Source organism: uncultured Gemella sp. (assembly GCF_963525165.1).
Taxonomy (GTDB): Bacteria; Bacillota; Bacilli; order Staphylococcales; family Gemellaceae; genus Gemella.
The window spans coordinates 1-24,520 of the sequence record NZ_CAURJN010000029.1; the positions used below are offsets into that span (position 1 = coordinate 1).

The 24,520-nt window shown below is 29.4% G+C and carries 23 protein-coding genes, 1 tRNA gene and 1 other annotated feature; of the genes, 7 read left to right on the forward strand and 17 right to left on the reverse strand.

All coding sequences use genetic code 11. The features are described 5' to 3' along the window. The 6 genes from RWQ74_RS06565 to RWQ74_RS06590 all read right to left on the reverse strand — a co-directional run. The coding region (locus RWQ74_RS06565; protein WP_314397486.1) for an ABC transporter permease at positions 1-882 on the reverse strand (882 nt) is incomplete at its 3' end. A 1-nt stretch (position 883) separates the two neighbouring features. Continuing rightward, positions 884-1,636 (reverse strand): ABC transporter ATP-binding protein, encoded by a 753-nt coding sequence (locus RWQ74_RS06570; RefSeq protein ID WP_003147441.1) that lies wholly within the window; start codon positions 1,634-1,636, stop codon positions 884-886. Between the two features lie 220 nt (positions 1,637-1,856). Then, positions 1,857-3,464, reverse strand: a complete 1,608-nt coding sequence (locus RWQ74_RS06575) for an ABC transporter ATP-binding protein (protein WP_314160450.1) — start codon at positions 3,462-3,464, stop codon at positions 1,857-1,859. 535 nt (positions 3,465-3,999) lie between these two features. Beyond that, positions 4,000-4,986, reverse strand: a complete 987-nt coding sequence (locus tag RWQ74_RS06580; protein WP_314397487.1) for a sensor histidine kinase — start codon at positions 4,984-4,986, stop codon at positions 4,000-4,002. Beyond that, entirely contained in the window at positions 4,986-5,654 is a 669-nt protein-coding gene (locus RWQ74_RS06585) for a response regulator transcription factor (protein ID WP_314397488.1), read from the reverse strand. The genes RWQ74_RS06580 and RWQ74_RS06585 overlap by 1 nt, the downstream gene beginning before the upstream one ends. A gap of 347 nt (positions 5,655-6,001) precedes the next feature. Continuing rightward, the gene (locus RWQ74_RS06590) at positions 6,002-7,279 is read right to left on the reverse strand and encodes an O-acetylhomoserine aminocarboxypropyltransferase/cysteine synthase family protein (protein WP_314160447.1); all 1,278 of its coding nucleotides are present in this window, start codon (positions 7,277-7,279) and stop codon (positions 6,002-6,004) included. Between the two features lie 77 nt (positions 7,280-7,356). Continuing rightward, positions 7,357-7,594, reverse strand: a binding site (T-box leader). A 717-nt stretch (positions 7,595-8,311) separates the two neighbouring features. On the opposite strand from RWQ74_RS06590, the gene RWQ74_RS06595 reads away from it, so the two are divergent. Beyond that, on the forward strand, positions 8,312-8,593 hold the full coding sequence (locus RWQ74_RS06595) for a GNAT family N-acetyltransferase (protein WP_314160446.1): 282 nt from the start codon (positions 8,312-8,314) through the stop codon (positions 8,591-8,593). Positions 8,594-8,735: 142 nt separating this feature from the next. On the opposite strand, the gene RWQ74_RS06600 is transcribed toward RWQ74_RS06595, so the two are convergent. The 11 genes from RWQ74_RS06600 to rpmH all read right to left on the reverse strand — a co-directional run bounded on the left by RWQ74_RS06600 (position 8,736) and on the right by rpmH (position 16,203). Then, positions 8,736-9,368 (reverse strand): DUF421 domain-containing protein, encoded by a 633-nt coding sequence (locus RWQ74_RS06600; RefSeq protein WP_314160445.1) that lies wholly within the window; start codon positions 9,366-9,368, stop codon positions 8,736-8,738. Then, complete coding sequence (locus RWQ74_RS06605) at positions 9,368-9,820, reverse strand: DUF3290 family protein (RefSeq protein WP_314160444.1); 453 nt, start codon at positions 9,818-9,820, stop codon at positions 9,368-9,370. Before RWQ74_RS06605 ends, RWQ74_RS06600 begins: the two co-directional genes overlap by 1 nt. Before the next feature lie 82 nt (positions 9,821-9,902). Further along, complete coding sequence (locus RWQ74_RS06610; RefSeq protein WP_314160443.1) at positions 9,903-10,415, reverse strand: GNAT family N-acetyltransferase; 513 nt, start codon at positions 10,413-10,415, stop codon at positions 9,903-9,905. Continuing rightward, positions 10,415-10,984 carry a hypothetical protein gene (locus RWQ74_RS06615; RefSeq protein WP_314160442.1) on the reverse strand — a complete coding sequence of 190 codons (570 nt, stop codon included), beginning with the start codon at positions 10,982-10,984 and terminating at the stop codon, positions 10,415-10,417. The genes RWQ74_RS06610 and RWQ74_RS06615 overlap by 1 nt, the downstream gene beginning before the upstream one ends. A 100-nt stretch (positions 10,985-11,084) precedes the next feature. Next, on the reverse strand, positions 11,085-11,849 hold the full coding sequence (locus RWQ74_RS06620) for an exodeoxyribonuclease III (protein WP_314160441.1): 765 nt from the start codon (positions 11,847-11,849) through the stop codon (positions 11,085-11,087). Positions 11,850-12,166: 317 nt separating this feature from the next. After that, complete coding sequence (gene mnmE, locus RWQ74_RS06625; protein WP_399535955.1) at positions 12,167-13,549, reverse strand: tRNA uridine-5-carboxymethylaminomethyl(34) synthesis GTPase MnmE; 1,383 nt, start codon at positions 13,547-13,549, stop codon at positions 12,167-12,169. Between the two features lie 292 nt (positions 13,550-13,841). Further along, positions 13,842-14,105, reverse strand: a complete 264-nt coding sequence (locus tag RWQ74_RS06630; RefSeq protein WP_060913362.1) for a SemiSWEET family transporter — start codon at positions 14,103-14,105, stop codon at positions 13,842-13,844. 229 nt (positions 14,106-14,334) lie between these two features. Beyond that, positions 14,335-14,709: a response regulator gene (locus tag RWQ74_RS06635; RefSeq protein ID WP_314397490.1), complete on the reverse strand. Its 375-nt coding sequence runs from the start codon at positions 14,707-14,709 to the stop codon at positions 14,335-14,337. Between the two features lie 8 nt (positions 14,710-14,717). Then, complete coding sequence (gene jag, locus RWQ74_RS06640; RefSeq protein ID WP_314397491.1) at positions 14,718-15,596, reverse strand: RNA-binding cell elongation regulator Jag/EloR; 879 nt, start codon at positions 15,594-15,596, stop codon at positions 14,718-14,720. A 2-nt stretch (positions 15,597-15,598) separates the two neighbouring features. Next, the gene (rnpA, locus tag RWQ74_RS06645; protein WP_314397492.1) at positions 15,599-15,943 is read right to left on the reverse strand and encodes a ribonuclease P protein component; all 345 of its coding nucleotides are present in this window, start codon (positions 15,941-15,943) and stop codon (positions 15,599-15,601) included. 125 nt (positions 15,944-16,068) lie between these two features. Next, a complete protein-coding gene (gene rpmH / locus RWQ74_RS06650; RefSeq protein ID WP_003144116.1) occupies positions 16,069-16,203 on the reverse strand; it encodes a 50S ribosomal protein L34 in 135 nt (44 codons plus the stop codon). A gap of 830 nt (positions 16,204-17,033) precedes the next feature. On the opposite strand from rpmH, the gene dnaA reads away from it, so the two are divergent. From dnaA to RWQ74_RS06680, 6 genes are all read left to right on the forward strand, one after another. Then, positions 17,034-18,518 carry a chromosomal replication initiator protein DnaA gene (gene dnaA / locus RWQ74_RS06655; RefSeq protein WP_314160438.1) on the forward strand — a complete coding sequence of 495 codons (1,485 nt, stop codon included), beginning with the start codon at positions 17,034-17,036 and terminating at the stop codon, positions 18,516-18,518. 157 nt (positions 18,519-18,675) lie between these two features. After that, entirely contained in the window at positions 18,676-19,815 is a 1,140-nt protein-coding gene (dnaN, locus tag RWQ74_RS06660; RefSeq protein ID WP_314397494.1) for a DNA polymerase III subunit beta, read from the forward strand. Between the two features lie 218 nt (positions 19,816-20,033). Further along, positions 20,034-21,224, forward strand: a complete 1,191-nt coding sequence (locus RWQ74_RS06665; RefSeq protein WP_314160436.1) for an MFS transporter — start codon at positions 20,034-20,036, stop codon at positions 21,222-21,224. A gap of 566 nt (positions 21,225-21,790) precedes the next feature. Next, on the forward strand, positions 21,791-22,744 hold the full coding sequence (locus RWQ74_RS06670; RefSeq protein WP_314397496.1) for an L-lactate dehydrogenase: 954 nt from the start codon (positions 21,791-21,793) through the stop codon (positions 22,742-22,744). Positions 22,745-22,995: 251 nt separating this feature from the next. Then, positions 22,996-24,036 (forward strand): LacI family DNA-binding transcriptional regulator, encoded by a 1,041-nt coding sequence (locus tag RWQ74_RS06675; protein ID WP_314397497.1) that lies wholly within the window; start codon positions 22,996-22,998, stop codon positions 24,034-24,036. 351 nt (positions 24,037-24,387) lie between these two features. Further along, positions 24,388-24,461: transfer RNA gene (locus RWQ74_RS06680), tRNA-Gly, on the forward strand. Positions 24,462-24,520 lie beyond the last annotated feature (59 nt).

Sequence of the window (24,520 nt, forward strand, 5' to 3'; positions counted from 1 at the left end):
AGATAATATACAGATATTCGCTAATCCTACTGCATTTCTCTTCATTCTGTATAATAAACCAGAAACGCTGATGAAGTTTTTAGGTTTATAGTAGAAGTTTTTATTATTTTTCATGATTTTTAGTACTGTAATACTTACTGCCATGAATACTAAATATGTACCTATAATTACCGCAATTACCGCAAAGAAGAATACTGTTATTGCTTTTATAGGGTTTTGTACCGTTTGCGCTGTGTAATAACCATAACCGATTAATGCTAAACCGATTATCGCTAAAATCCATCTAGATTTTGGTTCTTTTTCACCTTTATTTTCATCTTTTAATAAAGCTACTATTCTAAGTCTAGCTATTTTTATAACAGTATAGAGTAATAACAATACGTATACTCCTCCGAATAATAATACTGAGAAAACTATAGCTATCGGCGTAATACTAAAGCCGAAAGTAACCGTTGCTGAGAATAATTTCAATAGTATTAAAAGCATAAGTTTATCGAATAAAATACCTAATCCAATACCTACTACTAAGGTAGTTACCGCGATGAAAATCGTTTCTAACACTAAAATTTTCGCTATTTGTTTTTTCGTCATACCTAACACAGCATATAATCCAAATTCTTTCACCCTACGTTTTACTAAAAAACTATAAGTGTAAAATAAGAATATTGTAGAAAAAATTGCTATTACAATTATTCCCAAACTTAATACCTGTTTGGTCGCATTAATTCCATTAGGAAGTTTGTTTAAGTTATCCCCAAAAGCTAGAGATGAAAGTATATAAAACGACATTATTGTAAAAATTGTTGATAATACATAAGGTACTATAAATCGTTTGTTTTTTACAAGGTTGTTTAAAGCAAATTTGCTATAAAAGAAGCTCATCTTACTCACCTGCCTGCATTAAAGTTAACGTATCATTAATTTTTTGGAACATTTCACTCGTAGTTGCATTCCCTTTTCTAAGTTCGTGGAAAACTACTCCGTCTTTAATAAATAATACACGTTTTGCACGAGCTGCTGTTTTCACAGAGTGCGTAACCATAATTATTGTTTGTCCTGCATTATTAAGTTTTTCAAAAACTTCTAACAGTTGATCTGTTGATTTTGAATCAAGTGCTCCTGTCGGTTCGTCTGCTAAAATTAGAGCTGGGTTCGTAATAATCGCACGAGCTACCGCAACCCTTTGACGTTGACCACCAGATACTTCATATGGGAACTTGTTGATTAACTTATCAATTCCTAAAGGTTTAGTTACTTTCTCTAATCTTTTTTCCATATCTTTATATTTTTTATTTGCTAACACTAACGGTAATAAAATATTATCTTTTATAGAAAAATTATCAAGTAGATTGAAATCTTGGAAGACGAATCCTAGATTGTCACGACGGAAATTCGCTAGGTCTTTATCTTTCAACTTGCTTAAATCTAAATTGTTTAAATTTACATTCCCTGATGTTGCTTTATCGAATGTTGCGATAATATTTAATAAAGTAGTTTTACCGCTTCCGCTCTCACCCATAATCGCTACATATTCACCATTATCTACTGCGAAATTTACGTTTTTTAATGCTTCTGTACTTTGTGTACTTAATCTTGTTGTATAAACTTTTCTTACATTGTTGACTTCTAATAACATTTTTATCACTCCTAAATTCTTTTTATTTTATCTTATCTTCCTAGTTCGAACTTTTCTACAACTTCCTCGTTGTTTATATTTATATTCTACCTTACTTTTCTTACAGATTCTATCGATTTTCCTTACAAAAAAGCTCCCAACCTTACACTTTTGTAAGATTGGGATATTTATTACTTTTTATTTGATTTCAAATACTTTATCAACTTTATTTCCTGGGAAATTATAATCTCAATATATCTGTAAATCTTTGTTCAGAGTTGCTATCTAGTCTGTGTGTGATTAGAATTACCGTTAATTCTGGATTAGTTAATAGAAGTTCTTCTATTTTCTCTGCATTATCCTTATCTAAATTAGAAGTTATCTCATCTAACAGCACTACTTTTTTCTCTCTAATAATTCCACGAGCCAAGGCTATTCTTTGTTTTTGACCACCTGATAAATTCTTACCACCTTCCACAAATTCAGTATCTAAGCCATCCTCAAGACTTGCCAGAAACTCTCCTAGTCCTACACTTTCCAACACGTCTTTAACTTTTTCATCAGCATAATCATCACCTAGCGTTATATTAAATCTTAGACTTTCTGTAAAAATATACGGTTCTTGTGGAATATATAACATCTTATCATATAGGCTATGCTTATTAAGACCCTCTAGTTCTTCACCATTAAATTTAATTGCACCTTCGTAATTTTCTATTCTTCCTGTCAATAATTTTAACAATGTAGATTTCCCACTGCCACTTTCTCCGACAATAGCGTATTTACCATATTTGTTAAATGCATACGAAATATTTTTTAATACACTCTTCTCTTCATATTTATAAGAAACATCCTCTAATTCTATAGTTTCAATTTCTTCATTTAATAATTTCTTGCCAGTATCTTTGTCATTAATTGCCTTAGCCTCTTCTTTGAATTTCTCGAATTTCTCAAAGATTGGCACTACGATATTTAACTCTACCGTAATATTCATAATATTTCCTACTGAATTAAAAATCGTAGATGTTAGTGACTCTACCGTTAAAATAGATCCAAAGCCTACAATATTTTTTAGTGCCAGTATTCCCGTTAGTAATACTACACCAACTTGCCCTACTAAATTCCCTAAACCACCTAGGACTCCGGCTAATCCGACACTTTTTCTTAGAGACACAGATTCTTTTAATACTTCATTAGAAGAGTTTGCTACAATTTTTTTCAAAATTCCTAATTTATTGAAAGATAGTAAACTATCGAATCCCTGTAAATAATTTGTATTTTTACTTATTAATTTTTCTAATGAGCCTGAGTATCTCTGAGCTTTATTCTGGATAGATTTTTGCGCAAGAGCTGGTAAAACTAGTGTAAGAACACTCATTACTATAGAGAAAACGATAATCGACCAGTGGAATGCAAATAGTCCAACTATAGCTAAAAGCGTCTCTATTATCGCTGTAATACTTTGATAAAAATTACCAAATCCTTTTTCCTCAACAATCATCAAATCATTACTAAGCCACGATATGTAATCACCGCTATTTTTCTTATTGAAATTAGCATAGTTGTTTTTAGAAATTGCATCAACAACATCACATCTAATATCAGTTATCATTTTTTGCACTACATAGTTTTCATACGGAATTTTTATATAAATAGAAACTAAATATAATAAAAACACGATACCCGCATAGGCTATATTATAGAAAAAGCCATCGGTATTCGATTTAATTAATTCGTTAAATCCATCCCCTATAAAATACGCAGCGACAACCTTACATGCTCCCCCAAAAATAATTAGTAAAAGTAACAAACTATTTTCTAAATATCTTTTCTTTAAATACTGCTTCATCTTTTCCCTCCTTATACCTTACTACTATTCTATCAAATAAAATAAACTAAAACAAGATAGTTTTCAGATAATTTATTCTATTAGTTAGAAAATAATTTTATTTACATTATAATATATATATATATATATCAAGTGGCTTTTTAGGTTTTATAAATTTTACATCTAATAAACTTTGAGGGGACATCTCGACAAAATTGATTTCTCCAAAATCTCGATTTTTAAGTTGCTCCATCAAGTTACTTTTTGTAATTTTAGCGAATTATTTCTTCTAGTGATTTATTAGATATCTAAAAGTTTTCATAAAGCGAATTTAGATATCAATAACCCCCTGCGTCTATGATTTATAATATACACTTTTTTTTAATTTAAGACTTTTAGTTCAATTCCCTCAAGTAAATTTTGTCGAGTTTATAGCTAACTTACTTTGGGAGTTTATCAATTTATATCCGGTCTCACTTGTTAAATTAAAAAATCCCCTTAAAAGTTAAATTCATAATCTAACTCTCAAGAGGATTCCTTATTGATTTGTTTTTATCTAATCCCTTAAAGTATCTTCTTTCGGGAATGTTATTTCTACTCTAGTTCCTTCACCTACTTTTGAAGAAATTTCAATATGATGTCCTAGCTTATCTAGAGTTTTTTTACATAAATACAAACCTAAACCACTAGATTTTTTTTCATATCTTCCATTAAAACCTGTAAAACCTTTTTCGAAAATTCGAGGTAAATCTTCTTCTTTAATACCCATACCGTTATCTTCTACAATTAGTTTATTTTCACAGGTTTCTATTGTAATTTCTCCACCAGTGTTAGAGTACTTCACACTGTTACCTAATATTTGTTCAATGGCGAAACTCAACCATTTTTTATCACTAATTATCATTGTTTCATGTGAAACAAAGTTTAATTTTATTTTTTTGTTAATAAATATAGTCGCATATTTTTTTACACTATCTTTCACAACTTCATCAAGATTAATCTTAGTTATAACGTAATCCGATGACGTGCTATCTAATCTTATATACGTTAGAACCATCTCAACATAACGTTCTATTTTAAACAATTCTTGCTGTAAGTTTTTCTGATCCACTTCTTCATTGTCTAATAGAAAATTCATCGCCGCAATCGGCGTTTTTATCTGATGAACCCACATACTATAGTAATCAACCATATCTGTGTTTTTTTGTCGATTTTCCTGGGTTAATTTTTCTAATTCTTCATATAATTTCTCTATAATTTTATGATAATAATCTATTCTGATATCCAAACTCTTCGGCAAATCTTCACGATCATTAATTATGTTTTTCTCTAGAAATTTTAATTTTTTATAACTTTCTCTATAATTAACAAAATCTAAAAAGCTAGCTATAAGTGCTGTTAAAAAACAAAAACTTCCTGTATATATTAGAGCTTCTAGAGGTAAATTATATAAGTAAAACATAATGAAAAATATGGCAATAAAAACTACAAATAAAATATAAACTTTTATGTTTTTCTTTAAATAACTTTTTAATATTTCCATTAGACGATATATCCTTTACCTTTTTTAGTAGTAATAAATTCATCTATTCCTATACTTTTTAATTTTGCACGAAGTCTATTTATATTCACCGACAAGGTATTTTCATCTATAAAGTTATCACTTTGCCACAAGGCGGTAATTATTTCTTCTCTCGTTACTATTTTTTCTCTGTTTTCTAATAATACTGTAAGAATTTTACCTTCATTTTTAGTAAGTTCAACGAGGTTATCTTGATATTTTACCTCATCACGGCTCATATCAAAAATTACATCCTTATACACTACAAGATTCGATGATCCACTAAAATTATAAACACGGCGGAGTAGGGCTTCGATTTTTGCCTTCAAAACAACTAGCTTAAACGGCTTTTCAATAAAATCATCCGCACCAATATTCATAGCCATCACAATATTCATATCATCATTCGCAGATGAAATAAAAATTATAGGTACTTTTGACAATTTTCTAATCTCTTCACAAAAATAATAACCATCAAAGTAAGGTAGATTAATATCCATTAATACTAAGTCTGGTGATTGTTCCACAAATTCCTTAACTACATTTTGAAAATCTACAACTTCGTGTGTAGCATACTGCCACTTTTGTAAGTATCCTGCTATAGAATTAGAAATTATCTCATCGTCTTCTACTATCATTACTTTATACATATGTTCACCCCTTAGCTACTATTATTACTAAAATTATATCATAAACATATTTTATTTGATATATATCTACAAAAAATTAATATTATCTTCAAAATTCCTATCTCCAATCAAAAACAGAGATTACTCAGAAGTAGTATTATGAAATTTCCACACTGTTTTGTTTCTATTTCATACTTCTAAATAATCTCTATTCAAAAAGAGAAAATTGTGGATTAAGATGATATTTATTTAAGTATATTAATATTAAAATAAATGGCTGTCAAGGGTATTAAAAATTCTTTCTTAATCCACAATTTTTAATAAAATATTAATTATTTTAATTAAATGTTTCTTGTGAAACTTTTCTCTTAGATATTTTCTAAAGCTAAACGTAAATCTTCAATTAGATCATCCGCATTTTCTAATCCAATTGATAATCTAATTTGCTGTGGAGTAATTCCTGTATATTGTAATTCCTCTGGACTTAATTGTCCATGTGTTGTTGATGCTGGGTGGATAGCTAAACTTTTCGCATCAGCTACATTCGCTAAGTTTGAGAAAATTTCTAAACTATCAATTACTTTACGAGCTGCTTCTTCTCCTCCAACAACATCAAATGAGAAGATTGATCCACTACCTTTAGGTAGGTATTTTTTAGCTAATTCATAATATTTGTTTCCTTCTAATCCTGGATAGTTGATTGATGCTACTTTAGGATGTTTTACTAAGAAGTCTATTACTTTTTGAGTATTTTCTACATGACGCTCTACTCGTAAAGATAATGTTTCCAAACCTTGTAATAATAAGAATGCGTTAAATGGTGATAATGCTGCTCCTGTATCACGTAACAACTGTGTTCTTACATTTGTAATGAACGCAGCAGGTCCTACATCTCTTGTATAACTTAAGTTGTGGTAACTTGGATCTTCATCAACTAATTGTGGGAATTTTCCACTACCTTCCCAGTCGAATTTACCACTATCTACGATAACACCACCGATTGATGTACCGTGTCCTCCAATGAATTTAGTCGCAGAGTGAATAATAATATCTACACCATGGCTAAATGCATTAATTAAGTATGGACTAGCAAACGTGTTATCAACTACTAATGGAATTTTATGTTTATGAGCAATCTCAGCCCATTTTTCTAAGTCAGCAACATTTGCTAATGGGTTTCCTAATGTTTCTACAAAAAGAGCTTTAGTTTTATCAGTAATTGCTTGCTCAATTTCTTCAAAGTTATCCGGATCAACAAAAGTTGATTCTACACCATAACGAGGTAGTGTAAGTTTTAATAGGTTATATGTACCACCATATACATTTTTAGAAGATACGATGTGATCTCCAGCGTGAGCTAATGTTAAAAATACATATGTAATTGCAGCCATCCCAGAAGCTACAGCTAATGCTCCAACTCCACCTTCTAATGCATTAATTCTTTCTTCAAAGACTGCCGTAGTAGGGTTAGTAATACGCGTATAAATATTCCCAGCTTTTCTTAAAGCAAATGAATCAGCGGCATCTTGAGTATCATCAAAAACAAATGATGTTGTTTGGTAAATAGGAACAGCTCTTGCTTTTGTATCTCCAACTGTTTGTCCTGCGTGTAATTGTAATGTTTCAAAACTAAATTTTCTTGTCATAATATTTTTTTCCTCTTTTCTACGTTTTGATAAGTTCTGTGTTTTAGATAATAAAAAAACACCCCTATTGCGTTTGCAATAGAGGCGATTATCTTAATTCGCGTTACCACTCTAGTTTATACTAACCTTGCGATTAGTACCTTATTCAGTACATGTTTATACTGTGTGCTATATCGTGCAGCTCACGTGTTTACCTATTAGATAAACAAAACTCTAAGACCATTTTCAACTAATCTTCACCATGTTACTTCACACCACCCAGTAACTCTCTGTTGTAGCTACGTATTAATCTACTTATCTTTTCAACGTTTGTGTATTAAATTTAAACTCATTGTACACCCATTTTATATATTTGTCAACAACTTTTTTCAAAAAAATAAACCGTTTTATTTTTCTTCTATAAGATGTAAAATAAAAAATACTATAAAAATATCTTAATTTATTTATTATTTGATAAATGAAAATTTAGTAAAACTATTTATTTTAATTTAAGAAATAATAATTTTGTAATTTTTTTCAATTGTAAAATGCAAAAAGGGAAACAGGAGATAAAAAACAAAGAAAAATATCAAGAAAAAGATGTAATAAATAATAGGCGCAACTAATAAAAAAGAATAGAGACTACCAAAATGAAAACTAATAGAAATAGTTAGCAAAAAAGGAATAGAAGTAGCGAAGAAAATAATAAACCTAGAAAATTAAAAACAAGGGGTATCAACGAAGAAAAAATGGACAATCTAATATCAAATAACAATGGAATACTAACAAAAAACCATCAATTTTTATAAAACATATAATAAAAAGAGTAGGTGTGGACCTTAGAAAAGATAGTAACTTACACATTTCTTTTAACAAATTACTGCTATTAATCATATTTTATTTCTCTTATTACACTTTTAAAGATATTTCTACACTTTATATCTCTATCCCTCCTTTTTTTCCTCAACCTAAATCTTCATCCTTCTATCATTTTTATGATATAATAGCAATACTAACACTCATATCACTATATGATTATCCCAGGAGGTTTATGTGGAATTTACTAAAACAAATGATGGTTTCGTTAAATATGATGAAAATGGTAGAGTTATAGCTGAAATTACCTATGCTACTACTAATAATCCTAACGTAGTTGTCGCTGATCATACTTTTGTTGATCCTTCACTTCGAGGTCAAGGCGTTGCAGGCAAGCTATTAGATGCGCTTGTTAAAGATATGGCTGAGCAAAACAAAAAAATTAAACCAGCTTGTTCTTATGTCGTTAAAAAATTCCAAGAAGATTCTTCTTACGACTTTATTAACGCCGAAAAATAATATTAAAAAAAAGCAGAAGATTGATTTTTCAATTTCCTGCTTTTACTTTCTATTATATTAATCTATATTATTATTTTTTTATTTAGTTGATTTGTTATTATCTTATTAAAATTTAAGTTAGTTATTTAAAAAAATAATTATATTAATACTCGATAATATACAATTGTCCTTTATCGTATTCCGCTAAAAATATTTTAGAGGCATCTTCATATCCCATTTCTAATAAAGTTTCTTTTAACCATTCTTCTGTTTTATCTAGTGATTCTAATGTATTGATTTGAATGTTACCGTCTGTTATTATCGGATATTTTGGATTTTCATCACCTGCTAATACTATAATTAACTGTCCATTTTGTTCTAACACGGCTCTTTTAACTTTTTGAATACTGTAAACACCTTGACTTCTTAGTTTAAATGCTAAATCATGGGCTGTCAATCCACTCATTCTAGTAGCTTCTACATCTATTCTTCCATTTTTCACTACAGTTGTTGGTTCTCCGTCTACTATTTTCTTAAAAAATGAATTGTTTGTTTTTAACCATTTCTGAATAAGTACCAGGATAACCCATATCAATAATATATTTATATATTGTAGAATTGAAATTACTGGATTATAAATTACACCACCAATTATTCCACCAAGCACATAGTTTTGTACTTGATCACTCGCTGAAGATGGAGCCAAGTTACTTTTCCCTGATATATTTATTACAAATACTAGTGATATTAATCCTAATGCTAGTTTTATTGCTATATCTATGTATGAAAGTTGCATTATTTATTTACCTCCACTTTTTCTACTACTGGATTTATTAAGTCTATTTTCTCTAATAAGTAATCATCTTTTTTTCCACTACTTATTACTCTATAGTAAGAATCATCGATTTTCACGAATGAATTTTCTATAGATACCTCACTATTAATATAAATACGTGTCTTTTCTACATTTAAATGATCCGCTATTTTTTCGATAAACTGTACTGAACTTCTGTATTGATTCGAAGAAATAGATTTATCTTGATAGTTTCCTATACCTATAGTTACCGCCAATATTGTTCCTAGTACTAGTATTATCGACAACTCTCTATATTTTGTGTCTTGTTTATTTTTGTAATATTTAGCTATACTAAAGAGCAATACTAAAAGTAGTACACCTACAATAACTATTCCTACAATGTTATTTTGTTCTATTTTACTCTGTAAGTATTCGTAAGAATAAAATTTCATCGTTTCCCTCCTGAATTTTTGTTTCATGTGAAACCATCACAGAATTTTTTAATTTATGATTGTTTCACATGAAACTATTTTATTATTTCACTTTTAATTCGTATGCGATTCTTTCTTTATTATCTAAATTATTTTTCATAGTTAGTTTTATTATTTCTTTTTCTATGAATCCAAAGTTACTTAAAAATTTTCTCATTATTTTGTTATTTAAATGAGTATCAATTCTTAAATATTGTACATTTTGAGTCTTAGCTAAAAGATAGATGTCTTCCATCATTTCACGAGCGATTCCTTGATTACGTGAATCGCTCGCCGTTGAAATACGATGAATAGCTAAATAACTACTATTAGCAGTCCAAAGAGTAGGGTATCGTTCATAATCTTCGTCAAAAGAAGATAGCATTGCTGTTGCTACTATTTCTCCCGATTTTTCAAAGACATAAGAAATACCTTCATTTATATCATTAATAATCGTCTCTCTACTAGGTTCTCCATGTTGCCACTGATTTATACCTTGTTCTTTTAAAAAAATACGACCATCTTCTATTATCTTCATAACTTGCTCTAATTCTTCTAATTTTGTTTTTCTTAACATTAGCTCACCTTTTTTATTCTAATAGGTCCATCGTTTATTTTATGCTCTTTATCACGTATTAATGTTCTTATAACCTGCATAGTTTTTTCAAGTGCTTCTAAAGCTGCGAATTCCCATAGTAACGTAGCTTCCATTAGAAGTTGAAATGCATTTTTGAATCCTGTGCCTCTCTTTTTACCTCTAGGATCGCCTATAAATAATGCATTGTTCAAAGTAACTTCATCTAAGGTTATCATTTCAGGTTTATAACCTACTAAGAGCCTTAATTGCTTCACCAAAAATGGATCTATTATATCTTCTTTTTCTAAGTAATCTATATATTCACTTTCTGTATTAAAAATCGGTAACTTTATATTTCCATGGACTAAATAATCCCTTTCGTCAGTTAATCTCACGATATCAATTACTCCAAATTCATCGAATTTAATGTAATCAATTGAATATTTTGAATCCCACTCATTTACATCTTCTATATAAAATTTTGGTCCCATAATTACCTCTTTTCTAAAAATTAATAACGGATGCAACTTAACAATATAGTTTATTCTAATTAAGTCGCCTCCGTTCATTTTTATTTAATATATTAAAGATTCTTCTTTAATTATTTAAGCTTTAAAGCCTAATAATTAAAAATATACGTCATGGTTTTTCCACAACGCATATTATATTTTACAATAAATTGTCTTTTAATTCAAGCTCTACAGGACAATGATCACTACCGAATATTTCATTGTGAATAGCAGCACTCTCTAAATACTCTTCTAAATCACGACTTACTAAGAAGTAGTCAATTCTCCATCCTGCATTATTTTTACGTGCATTAAAACGGTAACTCCACCAAGAGTAGGCACCTGTTAAGTCTGGATTATAATATCTAAATGTATCGATAAAGCCAGCATCTAATAACTTCGTGAATTTTTCTCTTTCTTCTGGTGTGAATCCTGCATTTTTCGTGTTTGATTTCGGATTTTTTAAATCTATTTCTGTGTGTGCAACATTTAAATCTCCACAAACAACGACACCTTTTGTTTTGTTTAATTCTAATAAATAGTTTTTAAAATCTTCTTCCCAACTCATGCGGTACTCTAATCGCTTAAGCTCGCTACCTGAATTCGGCGTATACACTGTAATAAAGAAGAATTTATCATATTCTAGAGTAATTACACGACCCTCAGTATCATGTTCTTCGATTCCTATTCCATATGTTACATTTAATGGCTCGTGTTTAGTGTATATAGCTGTTCCTGAGTATCCCTTACGCTCAGCATAGTTAAAATAGCTATAATACCCCTCGAATTGTAAATCTAATTGTCCTGCTTGCATTTTTGTCTCTTGTAAACAGAAAAAATCAGCATCTAATTGTTTAAAATCTTCTTCAAAATTTTTACCAACGATCGCTCTTAGACCATTGACATTAAAACTTATACATTTCATTTCGTTCTCCTTTTTGTTTTATGTGAAACATCTTTATTATCTTGTAGCTTTGTTTCATGTGAAACATTTCATTTCGTTCTCCTTTTTGTTTTATGTGAAACATCTTTATTATCTTGTAGCTTTGTTTCATGTGAAACATTTCTTTCAGCTTTACTTTTGTATCTCGCACAAAACAATGTCTTTTATATTTTTCTTTTATATTTCACGCGAAACAGTTTCTTTCATCTTTTCTTTTATATTTCACGCGAAACAATTTCTTTCGTCTTTTCTTTTATATCTCACGCAAAGCATTTCATTCACTTTTTTTATAATACTGCTTATTTTCCTAAACAGAATCTACTGAATAATTCATTTATTAGTTCATCACCAGAGTTTTCCCCAATAACTTCTCCTAATAGGTTGAATGTATTCGTATAGTCTATAAGTACCATATCTACTTCAAGCCCCATCTCTGCTGCTCCTATAGCATCATTTAAGCTTGTTAACGCACGTTGGATAAGATTGATTTGGCGTGTGTTTGATAAGTACGTCGCATCTTTTGGACGAGCAGCTCCACCGAAGAATAAATCTCTAATGTTTTTCTCAAGCTCATCTATTCCTTTGTATGTTGTCATAGATGTTTTTATTATAGGGTGGTTGTACGCTAATTTTTCAACTTCATCAATATCAATTTTCGTCTCTAAATCTAGTTTATTTAATATTACGATAGTTGTTTTTCCTTCTGTTAGTTTTAATAATTCTTTATCATCTTCTGTTAATTCTTCACTACTGTTTAATAAGAATAATACTAAATCAGCTTTTTCTAAAGCTTCTTTACTTCGTTTAACCCCGATTTGCTCCACGATATCATCTGTTTCACGAATACCAGCCGTATCTATTAATTTAATTGGTACTCCTTTAATGTTCACATACTCTTCTAGTACGTCACGAGTTGTTCCTGCAATATCTGTTACGATAGCTTTATTTTCTTGTAGTAGGTTATTTAACAGTGAGCTCTTTCCAACGTTAGGTCGTCCAATAATAGCAGTATTTATACCTTCTTTAATAATTTTCCCTTGTTTTGATGTTTCTAATAGACTTTCTAAACTATTTCTAATACTTGTTGATTTTTCAAGAATAGTTTTTGTCGTTTCTATTTCTAAGTCATCATATTCAGGATAATCGATATTTACCTCAACAACTGTTAGTATATCTAAAATTTCAGCACGTAGACGTTTAATAAGCGTCGATAAGCGTCCTTGCATTTGGTTGTTAGCTATTTGACTAGCTTCATCTGTTTTACTCTTAATAAAGTCGATTACAGCCTCTGCTTGTGTTAAATCTATACGTCCATTTAAAAAGGCACGTTTAGTAAATTCTCCTGGTTCAGCCATTCTTGCTCCATGTTCTAAACAAAGTGCAAGTACTTTTTGAATCGTTACAATACCACCGTGACAGTTAATTTCTATAACATCTTCAGTAGTATAAGTACGCGGACCTACCATTTTTACAAGCATAATTTCTTCAATTTTTTCATTTGTAGCTGGATCAACTACATTACCATAATTTATAGTGTGACTAGCTAGACTCGCTACCGTTTTACCTTTTGGTAGTCTTACTATTTTTTCAGCAATACTAAATGCTTCATCACCACTAAGTCTAACAATACCTATAGCTCCTTCTCCTAGGGCAGTCGATATAGCGCAAATTGTTTCACTCATTATTCAAACTCCTTCTAACTCTTTATATTAATTAAAAATTCATATCTTATTTATTATACACTATTCCTTTAAATTTTTCTCTATATACGACCAAGCTACATTTTATATACTTTTTTAATAATGGGTTAGGGGAGGGCGAACAAAAAAGGCCCATCAAAAAATCGGACTGATGGAAAAAATCAGTCCGATTAAGATTGTTGAGTTTAGTTCGTTCAAACAAATAGAATGCTTGCAATCAGCATAAAAAACCAGCAACTTTTTTATGAAGTTTCTGGTTTTGTTTATATAATTTTTATAAAGAAGTAATAAAAGTTATACCACCTAATATCACTCCCGCTGCATTGGGAATGATAAGGATCCAGTCTTTTTTAGGTTCTTTTGTCCAACCATAGATTACCCAAATTAAACAAGAAACTGCTGCAAATAGTGGTTGGAATGGTTGAGCTTTTTCTCCTTGTAAGTTAGCGATAATTTGTGGAATATATGCAATAAAAACAAGAATCCCAATAAAAGCTCCAATAGATCCGACAAAGCGATTAATTTTTTGTTTAGACATATAATATACCTCCTGAGGTCTCATTATATCAGAAGAGAAAAGATACTGTCAATAATTATGTTAAACACAAAATATTATACACTAGCAAAAAAAAAGGATTCCTGAGCTTTAAGCTCATGACTCTTCTCATCAGTCCTAAATTTTGTAGAACCACAAAAAATAAGTAGCTTGGATAAATCTCCAAACTACTCATTTTTTATTATTTTATTAAAAAGTTTTTAATAAGATATTAATTCTCTTCATTCATAAGTTCAATTTCTGAAATAGCGAATTCTAAGTCATCTAAATCATACTCTTTTGGCAGTACACCATATGCTCCATTAGCAAATGCTTGTCTTTTATACACAGGTACTTCGCCAACACTACTGCAGATAAGCACTTTTGCACCAGGAAACTTCGTACAAATTTCTTTCGTCGCCTCTAAACCATCCATTATCGGCATACAAATATCCATCGTTACAAAATCTGGTTGTATCCTTCTATACATTCTCACAGCTTGTTCGCCATTTTCTGCATAATGACACTTATATCCTGCTCGATTAGCAATTTCTGCTCCACGACTTCTATAATATGAACTATCATCAACTATTAATACTGACTTCATTAGGCCTCCTATTTAGCTGTAATAACTAAATATCTGTGTGGCTCCTCACCACGTGATTCTGTTTCAACATTTTTAATTCCTGTTAAGGCATTGTGAATAATTTTTCTTTCAATGCTTGTCATTGGTTCTAATTCAACAGGTTTTCCGATTTTTTTAGATTTTTTAGCTAAGTTTAACGCTAATTCTTCTAATGTTTTCTTACGATTTTCTCTGTAATCATCACAATCAACTTCTATTCTGAAGTAGTGTGAACTGAATTTTTTAGCGTAGTTATTAACTAAAAACTGTAAACTGTTTAAAGTTATTCCACGTTTACCAATTATTAAACTAGTGTTTTCTTCTGTTTTAATATTTAAAGTAAAGTGACGATTACCATCTTCTCTAAAATCTACAGTCGCATCAGGATATCCCATCGCAACAACAATATTTTGTAGATAATTTACAATACGATCTTGATTTTTTACGATGTAATCTTCTCTTTTAGTTTTTTTAACCGGTTCTTCATTTTGTTCAGCTTCTACAACAGTTTCTTCTACTGCTAGTTTTGTTTCTTCAACATGAACATCTTGTTCAACCACTTTTTCTACAACAACTTCTTCTTGTTCTGTTGTTTTAACTTCAACTTCTTGCTCTTTTTCTGCTACTTTCTCAACTACAACCACTTCTTCAGTTGCTTTAGCTAATTCAACAGCATCCTCTTTATTATAATCTTCATCTAATGGAACTAATTTTACTTTTGCTTCTTTTTTAAATAAACCGAAAATACCTGCACTCCCACCTTCGATTACTTCAATTTTTACTGCATCTTCTGTTAAAGCTAGGTCTTTTAACCCTTTTTTTATCGCCTCATCCACAGTAACACCAACATAATAATATTCTTTTTCCATTTTTAACTCCTCTTCGCTTTCATAAGTTTTGATCTATTTAAAACATGATCTATGCTACTGCCAAACTCTAAGAATGGCATATCTTTAGCACTTGGTCTTGCTATCACTATTATATCATAGTTTTTAACAAATTCTTTTCTTGTTTTAAAAGTTTCTCGTATATATCTCTTTATTTTGTTACGTTCAAAAGCTTTTCCTAATTTTTTACTAACAGAAATACCTAAACGCATATGTTCTAAATTATTTTTTTGATAATAAATAACAAACTGTCTATTCGCAAAAGATTGTTTTTTTCTAATAATATTATCAAAATCTTGACTTCTTTTTACTCTATATTCTTTTTTCATTTTAAAACCTTTCTTAACACTAATATTTTAACAGTTTATTTAATTTTTTACAACTATCTTTCTTATTTTTTAGGACCAGTTAATAAAAAAAGAGTACCACTTTCGTGATACCCTCTGTGCAAACATTAAGCTGAAAGAACTTTTCTTCCTTTAGCTCTACGTCTTGCTAATACATTTCTTCCGTTTTTAGTACTCATTCTAGCTCTAAATCCGTGTACTTTTGAATGTTTTCTTTTATTTGGTTGATACGTACGTTTCATTTTGTCCTCCTCGAGTTTTCTTTTCTTTACTTAGATAGATGTAATAACTGAATTAGTTTAACATATCTAAAATAATTTATCAAGTAAAAACCTCATTTTTTCTAAAAAAAATCTAGACAGGCACAAATATACTATAAAATGGGAGTGACTCAAAAATCGTGATTTCGTAGAAACAAGATTTTGTCGAGTCACTTCTCACAGTAGTTTATTAGATATCTAAAAAGTTTTCATAAAGCGAATTTAGATATCAATAAAACACTGCGTCTATGAGTTTTTTATGAACTTTTAAGAATTTTAGGACTTTTGGGTAAACACCGATTAAAATTCTTATCTCTTTCATTATAGATAAAAATAATACTCTATGTACTCATAGATAATATTGTTAATAATCTGTTAATTTTTGTTTTACAGTAGTAAGAAAATATTTAAGTATCTCTTTTAAAGACTTTTCCACAGTAAATTATAAGTAATCCACATATCTTTGTTAATAACTTTATTAACATCTAGAAATCATTTTCTTTTTTCTTAAGTTTTTAACAATTTCATAAAGTTATTCACAATTTCACATTTGAAAGTTATTCACAGGTGTTAATTGTGTGTGAAAAACTCTTTGCGTATATTTATATCAATCTTAAAAGCTGTTAATAACCTTTTAATTCATCTTAATTTTTTATTTTATTTCTTTTCTTTTTTACATATTCACAGCCTTTTCTTAATTTTTTATTCACATAGTTAATAACTTCTGTTAACAACTTGTTAATAACTAATGTTTTATTTTATTAACAATCTATGCTATAATTATTTATATATTTTTTTAAGGAGGTATTTCATTGAGTAATTCTAATTTCTTATGGGAAATTATTCTTCGTGAGCTAAAAAGTACCGTTGATCCTCATGTTTTTGATACTTGGTTTTCTGGTGCTTCTATAGATAACGTCGATTTTATGAAAAAATCAATAGTTATTACTAGTAAAGAAGCTCTTATTTCTCAATTTATTCAAGGTGCTTATGATCAAAAATTAAAAGAAATACTAAAGAAAAATACTGGTTTTGATTTTAATATAGAATATACTTCACTTGATACTGATATTCCTCTAATTACACCTCATGTTGTTGAAGAAAAACCAGCAGCTGAAAATCTAATTAGACAGAATTTTCTTCAAGGTGATAAACCTTCTGGAGCACAGCATTTCTATCAGAAACAAACTTTTCCTCTAGAAGATTATAAACATCCTGTCCCTAACAAAAATATTACAGCAAGCAAAAAAAATCCTACGCTTAATAAAAACTACACTTTTGAAAATTTCGTAGTAGGGGAAGGTAATGCTTTTACACATAATATAGCATGGAACGTTGCAGTTTCTCCTGGTGGTATCTATAATCCTCTATTTATCTATGGAGGTGTTGGACTAGGAAAAACACACTTACTTCACGCTATTGGTAATGAAATGGAAGCTAATTTCCCTGATTTTAAAATTGAATGTATTTCTTCTGAGAAATTTTTAAATGAATTTCTTGCTTCTATTAAACCGATGAAAGATAAAAACAACTATACTAATGCAGATGAAGACTTTAGAAGAAAATACCGCGACGTTGATGCTCTTTTAATCGATGATATTCAATTCTTATCAGGCAAAACTGAAACACAAAATGCATTTTTCCATACATTTAACGAACTTCAGATGAATCAGAAACAAATCGTTCTTATAAGTGATCGCTCGCCATCTCAACTTAATGATTTAGAAGATAGGTTAGTTACTAGATTCAGTCAAGGGATAACTGCAGATATTACGCCGCCTGACTTCGAAACACGTATGGCAATTATTAAATTCAAATGTGAACAGTTCGATATTAAACTAGATGAAGAGACACTTACTTATATTTCTAGCAATGTATCTTCTAATATAAGAGAGCTTGAAGGTGTTCTTAAACGTATTAAGTTCACAGCAACTTCTAAACATGAACAACCTTCACTTAGTATTGCCGAGGAAATACTAAAAAGTGCGAAAACTTCACCTAGAAAAAATATCTCACCTGAAAACATCATTAATGTGTGTGCAGACTTCTATAAAATCAAGGTTGATGATATTCTTTCATCTTCTCGTAAAAAAGAAGTTGTTCAGGTTAGAAATATAGCTATCTACTTATGTAGAGAACTTACTACATTATCATTCCCATCTATAGGTGATTGTTTTAATAAAGATCATACTTCTATTCTTTATTCATTCAATAAGATAGCAAAACTAAGCAAAGATGAAAATCCTGAGATTTTTGAAGATATAGAAGTTATAAAAGAACGTTTAGGAAAAATATAAGAAGCTGTTAAAATCTACTAAAGATATTAATGTGTTTTTTCACAAGTTATTAACAAGGAAAAATTTATAATTTTTTATTTATCTTTAGTTTTCCACAGTTTTTACAGCCCTTATTATTATTATTTTATTAAATATATATTATATATAAGGAGAAAACATGAAATTTACTATAACTAAATCAAATTTTCTTGATGGCTTAAATCATGTATCAAGAGTAATTGCACCTAATTCTCTTTTTGAAATTTTAAAAGGAATTAAAATAGAATTAGAAAAAGATAAGCTTATATTAAAAGCAAGTGATTCTTTAGTATCTGTAGAATATTCTGTAAATAGTTACGAAGATGATAAAGAAGTTATTACTATAGAAAAAGAAGGACAAGTAGTATTACCTTCTCGTAATTTTATAGAAATAATTAGAAAAGCACCAACAGATTTAATAGAGATAGAAACAGTTGGTAACAATATTTTAGTTAAATCAGGTAAAAGTGAATTTAACGTAAAAGGATATGATGCAAATGATTATCCAGAATTCCCAGTTATCTCTAAAGAAAACAGTCTTAAATTAGAAGCTAATGTTTTCAATGATATTATTAAAGAAACAGTATTCTGTACAGCACCTAATGATCAAAGACCTATTCTTGAGGGGGTTAATTTCTCATTAAGCAATAAAATCTTAACAGCTACTGCAACTGACTCATATCGTCTAAGTAGAAGACAAGTTACACTAAATGATGAAGATAGTAATAAAGAGTTTAACTTAATTATTCCTAGAAAAGCTCTGACTTACTTCCAAAGAATGATTGAAAATGGAAAAGATCAAGTAGAAATCTTCTATGAAAACAATAGAATAGTTCTTTACTACCAAAATGTAGTTTATACAGTTTTATTAATTAGTGGAAACTATCCAAATACTAATAAACTTATTCCTACTGTTTTTGAATGTACATTTGTGGCGAACAGTCGAGAATTCTTTAGTGCAGTTGATAGGGTTGCATTAATGAGTAGAGAAGATAAAGATGATATTATTAAATTAGTAGTAACTGATAATCTATTAGAGGTTTCTTCTCAATCTAAAGACTTAGGAAGTGCTATAGAGGAATTAAAAGTTTCTTCTACATTAGAAGATGAAAAATTCGAAATTTCTGTATCTGGAAAATATCTAAAAGACGCGGTATCTGCGGTTGCTGCGGAAGAAATTATCGTTAAGTTCTCAGGTGAGCTAACAGCGTTTATTATTCAACCAAGTGATTACCACAGAGAAATTATTGAATTAATTTTACCAGTAAGAACTTACTAATAAAAATAAATATAAAATAGGGAACGGGATTGAAATAATTTAAAACAATTCTCGTGATTAAGTATTAAAATAAAAACGTGATGATCTATAGAAAAACTGAAAAAATAAAAAATAGCAGGTTATCTATATGATTATACGGGGGTGACTTTGTTAATATGATTTATATAAAATCAGTATTTTTAAGTTACTCCCTTTTCAAAGTTTATTTAGGAGGAACAATGACAAAGAAAAAAAGTAGCATATTAATTTTATTAGGTGTTGTTTTTTTAGGACTTATTCTTAGAACACCTATTACAGCAGTAGGTGCAATCGTTGGACCATTAAAATCTATATTAGATATCAATAATACGGTTGCTGGATTTATCACAACAATACCTTTAATTGCCTTTGCAATATTTAGTCCAATGGTAGCAAAATTATCAAATAAAGTAGGTTTAGAAAAGACAATATTATTAGCTGCGGTAATTATAACTGTAGGTTTAGGATTTAGATTTTACATTAATACTTATGTATTCTTCCTTATGACATTTATCGTAGGAGTAGGAATAACAGTAGGTAATGTATTATTACCAGGATTAGTTAAGAAATATTACCCAGAAAAACTAGGGGTTATGACTGGTTTTTATGCAGTTGTTATGAATGTAGGAGCTGCGGTTGCTGCGGGTATCAGTTATCCACTATTAAGTACAAATATAGGTGGAGAAAAATTTTCAACAGGACTTGCGGTTAATATTTGGATTATTATTGCAATTATCAATATCTTTATCTACACAGCGATATCAAAAAATAATAATGTAGCTGAAATCGAAGAAAAACACGAAAAAGTCCATGGATACTTTAAACATTCTAAAATGTGGACGATTATGTTGAGTATGGGATTACAATCTGCATTATTCTATTGCAGTGTTTCATGGTTTGCTGAAATTATGATTAGTAAAGATTTCTCACCTGAAACAGCAGGACTATTATTATCAATTAGTCAATTCGCTCAATTTCCATCTACTTTTATAGTACCGATTTTAGCGGATAAATTACATAATAAATTAATTATTCCTACAGTAATTACTATTGGATATATCGTGTCACTTGTTGGAATGCTTTCGACAAGTGGGAACTTCGTATTAATGCTAACATTTATAGTTATCTTCGCGTTAGCTGGAGGAGGATCATTCTCATATGTTATGTATCTATTCTCAGCTAAATCAAGAAATGAAAGTGAAGCGGCTGATATCTCAGGTTTAGCACAATCAGGGGGATACTTATTAGCGGCAATATTCCCACCATTATTAGGATATATCAGAGATATCTCTGATTGGAATAAAGCGCTATATGTTTTAATAGCGACATCAGCAGTATTACTAGTGACATTAATTCACTGTAGTTCTAAAGGAAATATAATAGAAAAATAATAAAAAAGAGTAACTAACTAGCTATTTCTGTGAAAATAGTAAAGGTTAGTTACTCTTTTTTGTTTAAAATTATTTACAAAAAAGTTTAAGGAACAAGAATAAAAAAATATATAACACAGGAAAAATAAGTATAGAGTACTATATATAATTATAGAGATTAATATAAAGTACAGTTTGTAGAAAAATAATAGTACAAGAATAAGAAATTTAATATAAAAAGACAATGATTTTTTAAAAATTAAAATAAAATTGAAAAATTATCTTATAATATTGGTATAAGCAAAAATTAAGATTACAACAAGAAAACGTTTTAAATATTAATGAAAAACAACTTAATAAATTGTAAAAAATATATGAAAATTTGTTTAGATTAATAACAAGAAGGTATAATTCAAAGGGATAAAAACACTTTCTTTTTTTCCAATAGTATGATATAATTTTAGAGGAAATGAGATATTTATACTACAAAAGGGATACTTGTAGTGTTCTATCTCATAGAAAATAAAATAGTAAAAATAATTACTTAAAAATATCTAAAAATATATAAATTATATGGAGGTTTTCTTATGAAAGCGAAAAATAGAAAAGTTGTTTTAATAGGAGCAGGAATGGTAGGGATGAGCTTTGCTTATCAATTATATTCAAGCGGACTTTGTGAAGAACTAGGATTAATCGACTTCTTCGCTGAAAAAGCTGAAGGTGAAGCAATGGACCTTAATCACGGTGGAGCTTTAGTACCACCTATTAAAGTAACTTCAGGTGGATACGAACAATGTGCTGATGCAGACGTAATCGTAATCGCTGGAGGTCTTCCACAAAAACCAGGTGAAACTCGTCTTGACTTAGTTGACAAAAACATGAAAGTAGTTAAAGATATGTCTGAGCAAATCGTAGCTTCTGGATTTGATGGAGTTATCGTTATTGCATCTAACCCAGTAGATGTATTAACTAACGCTTTACAAAAATTCACTGGATTCCCAAGAAACAAAATCGTTGGATCAGGAACTACTCTTGACTCTTCAAGATTCCGTTACATCTTAGGAGAAAGATTAAACTTAGCACCAAGCAGTGTTCGTGGATATATCATTGGGGAACACGGAGACACTCAACTTGCTGCATGGAGTAACGTAAATGTTTATGGAAAACAATTCGATAGATTCTTAGAAACTTCTAAATTCACTAAAGAAGACTTCGCTGATGTAGAAGAAAAAGTTATGCGTGCTGCTTACGAAGTAATAAACCGTAAACGCGCTACTTACTACGCAATCGGTCTTGCTTTATTCACAATCGTTAAAGCTATCTTACGTGACGAAAACGTAGAATTAGCTGTAAGTGGATACTGTGATGGTCACTACGGAATCGACGGATTATACATCGGAACTCCAGCTATCTTAGGACGCGAAGGTGTTCGTGAAGTTGTTGAATTAGAATTAAACGAAGATGAAAAAGCTAAAATGCTACACTCTGCTAAAGTATTAAAAGAAACTTTAGACAATGCATACGCAGCTTTAGAAGCATAATTTTAAATGAAAATTATAGAAGAATTAAATTTGAACCTTAAATATAAGGGAGAATTTAATTCTTCTTTTTTTTGTACAATTAAATCATAAGAAATATTATTGCTACAATCAAGTAAACGTTTTTTGAAAATAAAAAATATGAATAATTTTGTTTTCAAGTACTAGACTTATAGTAAAAAATTTGTTACAATATATAAGGATGAAAAGGTTTTAAAAGTTATCAAAAAATAAAAAAGTAGAGGAGAAAGACTATGACAATAACGATATATGACGTAGCGAAAGAAGCAAAAGTATCAATGGCGACTGTATCAAGGGTTGTTAATAATAATCCAAACGTAAAAGAAGATACAAGACTACGTGTCCAAGAGGTTATTAAGAAATTAAGATATACACCAAACGCTGTTGCCAGAGGACTTGCTAGTAAAAAAACAACAACAATCGGTATAGTATTACCGGATATAGCAGACTTATCTTCTGCAGAAATAGTAAGTGGTATTGAATCAGTAGCTAATATGTACAAATACAATATCATCTTAGCAAATTCATGTGATGATCAAGAAATCGAAAAAAATATATTTGCATCATTCGTGAGCAAACAAGTAGATGGAATTATCTATTTAGGGCACTCTCTATCAGATAGTTCTAAAAATTACTTACAAGACATTCAAATTCCAGTAGTATTAGCAGGAAACTTAGGTGTAGATTCTGAATTCTATTCAGTTAATATTAATTATGAAAAAGCTGCTTATGATGTAACAAAAGAATTCTTATCAAAAGGTGTAAAAAATATATCATTAATTATAGACAAATATGAAAGTCAAAAAACTCAAAGATTAATTAAAGGATATAAAGATGCATTAGCTTCTGAAAAAGTTGAGTTTAAACCACAAAATATAATAGATGGATATAGAACTTATAAAGAAAGCAATAAATTATACAAAGCTGTAAGTAATATAGAAGCAGAAGTAGTAATTACAATGTTTGATGAAGTTGCATTAGCAACAATGCAACAAGCATTAGATCTTGGAATGAGCATACCAGGAGATTTACAAATTCTTTCATTAGAAAATACAAAATTAATAAATATGACAAGACCAAAAATTTCATCTGTATTTCAACCAATTTTTGATATAGGTGCAGTTTCTATGCGTGTCTTAACTAAGATTATCGATATAGAAAAAGCAAAACGTAAAGGTGAAGAAATTGATGAAGAAGAGATAGCAGAACTGAAAGCTCAAGAAAAAGAGATGAATTTACCTTACAGAATAGTTCACAGACAAACGACAAAATAAAAAAAAACTATATTTTATAGAAGAAAAAGTTTAGAAATAGGTAAAATAAAATTTTCTAAACTTTTTTTTTATTTTCTATTGACATAATGTATAAGTGATGATAGAATAATAAAAGTCTTCTGATAGAGAAGACGAACAATCAAACATTAATCAAAAATGAATGTTAAGTTTTTTTAAAAAAACTCTTGACAAAAGAAAATGATAGTGTTAAAATAATAAAGTCTTAGAAACGAAGTAAAAACTTCAAAACAAACTTTTTAAAAAAATAAAAAAAGTTCTTGACAAAGATTTCTGAAAATGATAAAATAATTTAAGTGTTGAAGAAACACAATAGATTAAAAATTTAATAATGCGGGTGTAGTTTAGTGGTAAAACCTCAGTCTTCCAAACTGATGTTGTGAGTTCGATTCTCATCACCCGCTCCATTATTTTGAACATTGAAAACTAAACGAATTAAGTCAACGTTAATTCCAAAAAAGGACAG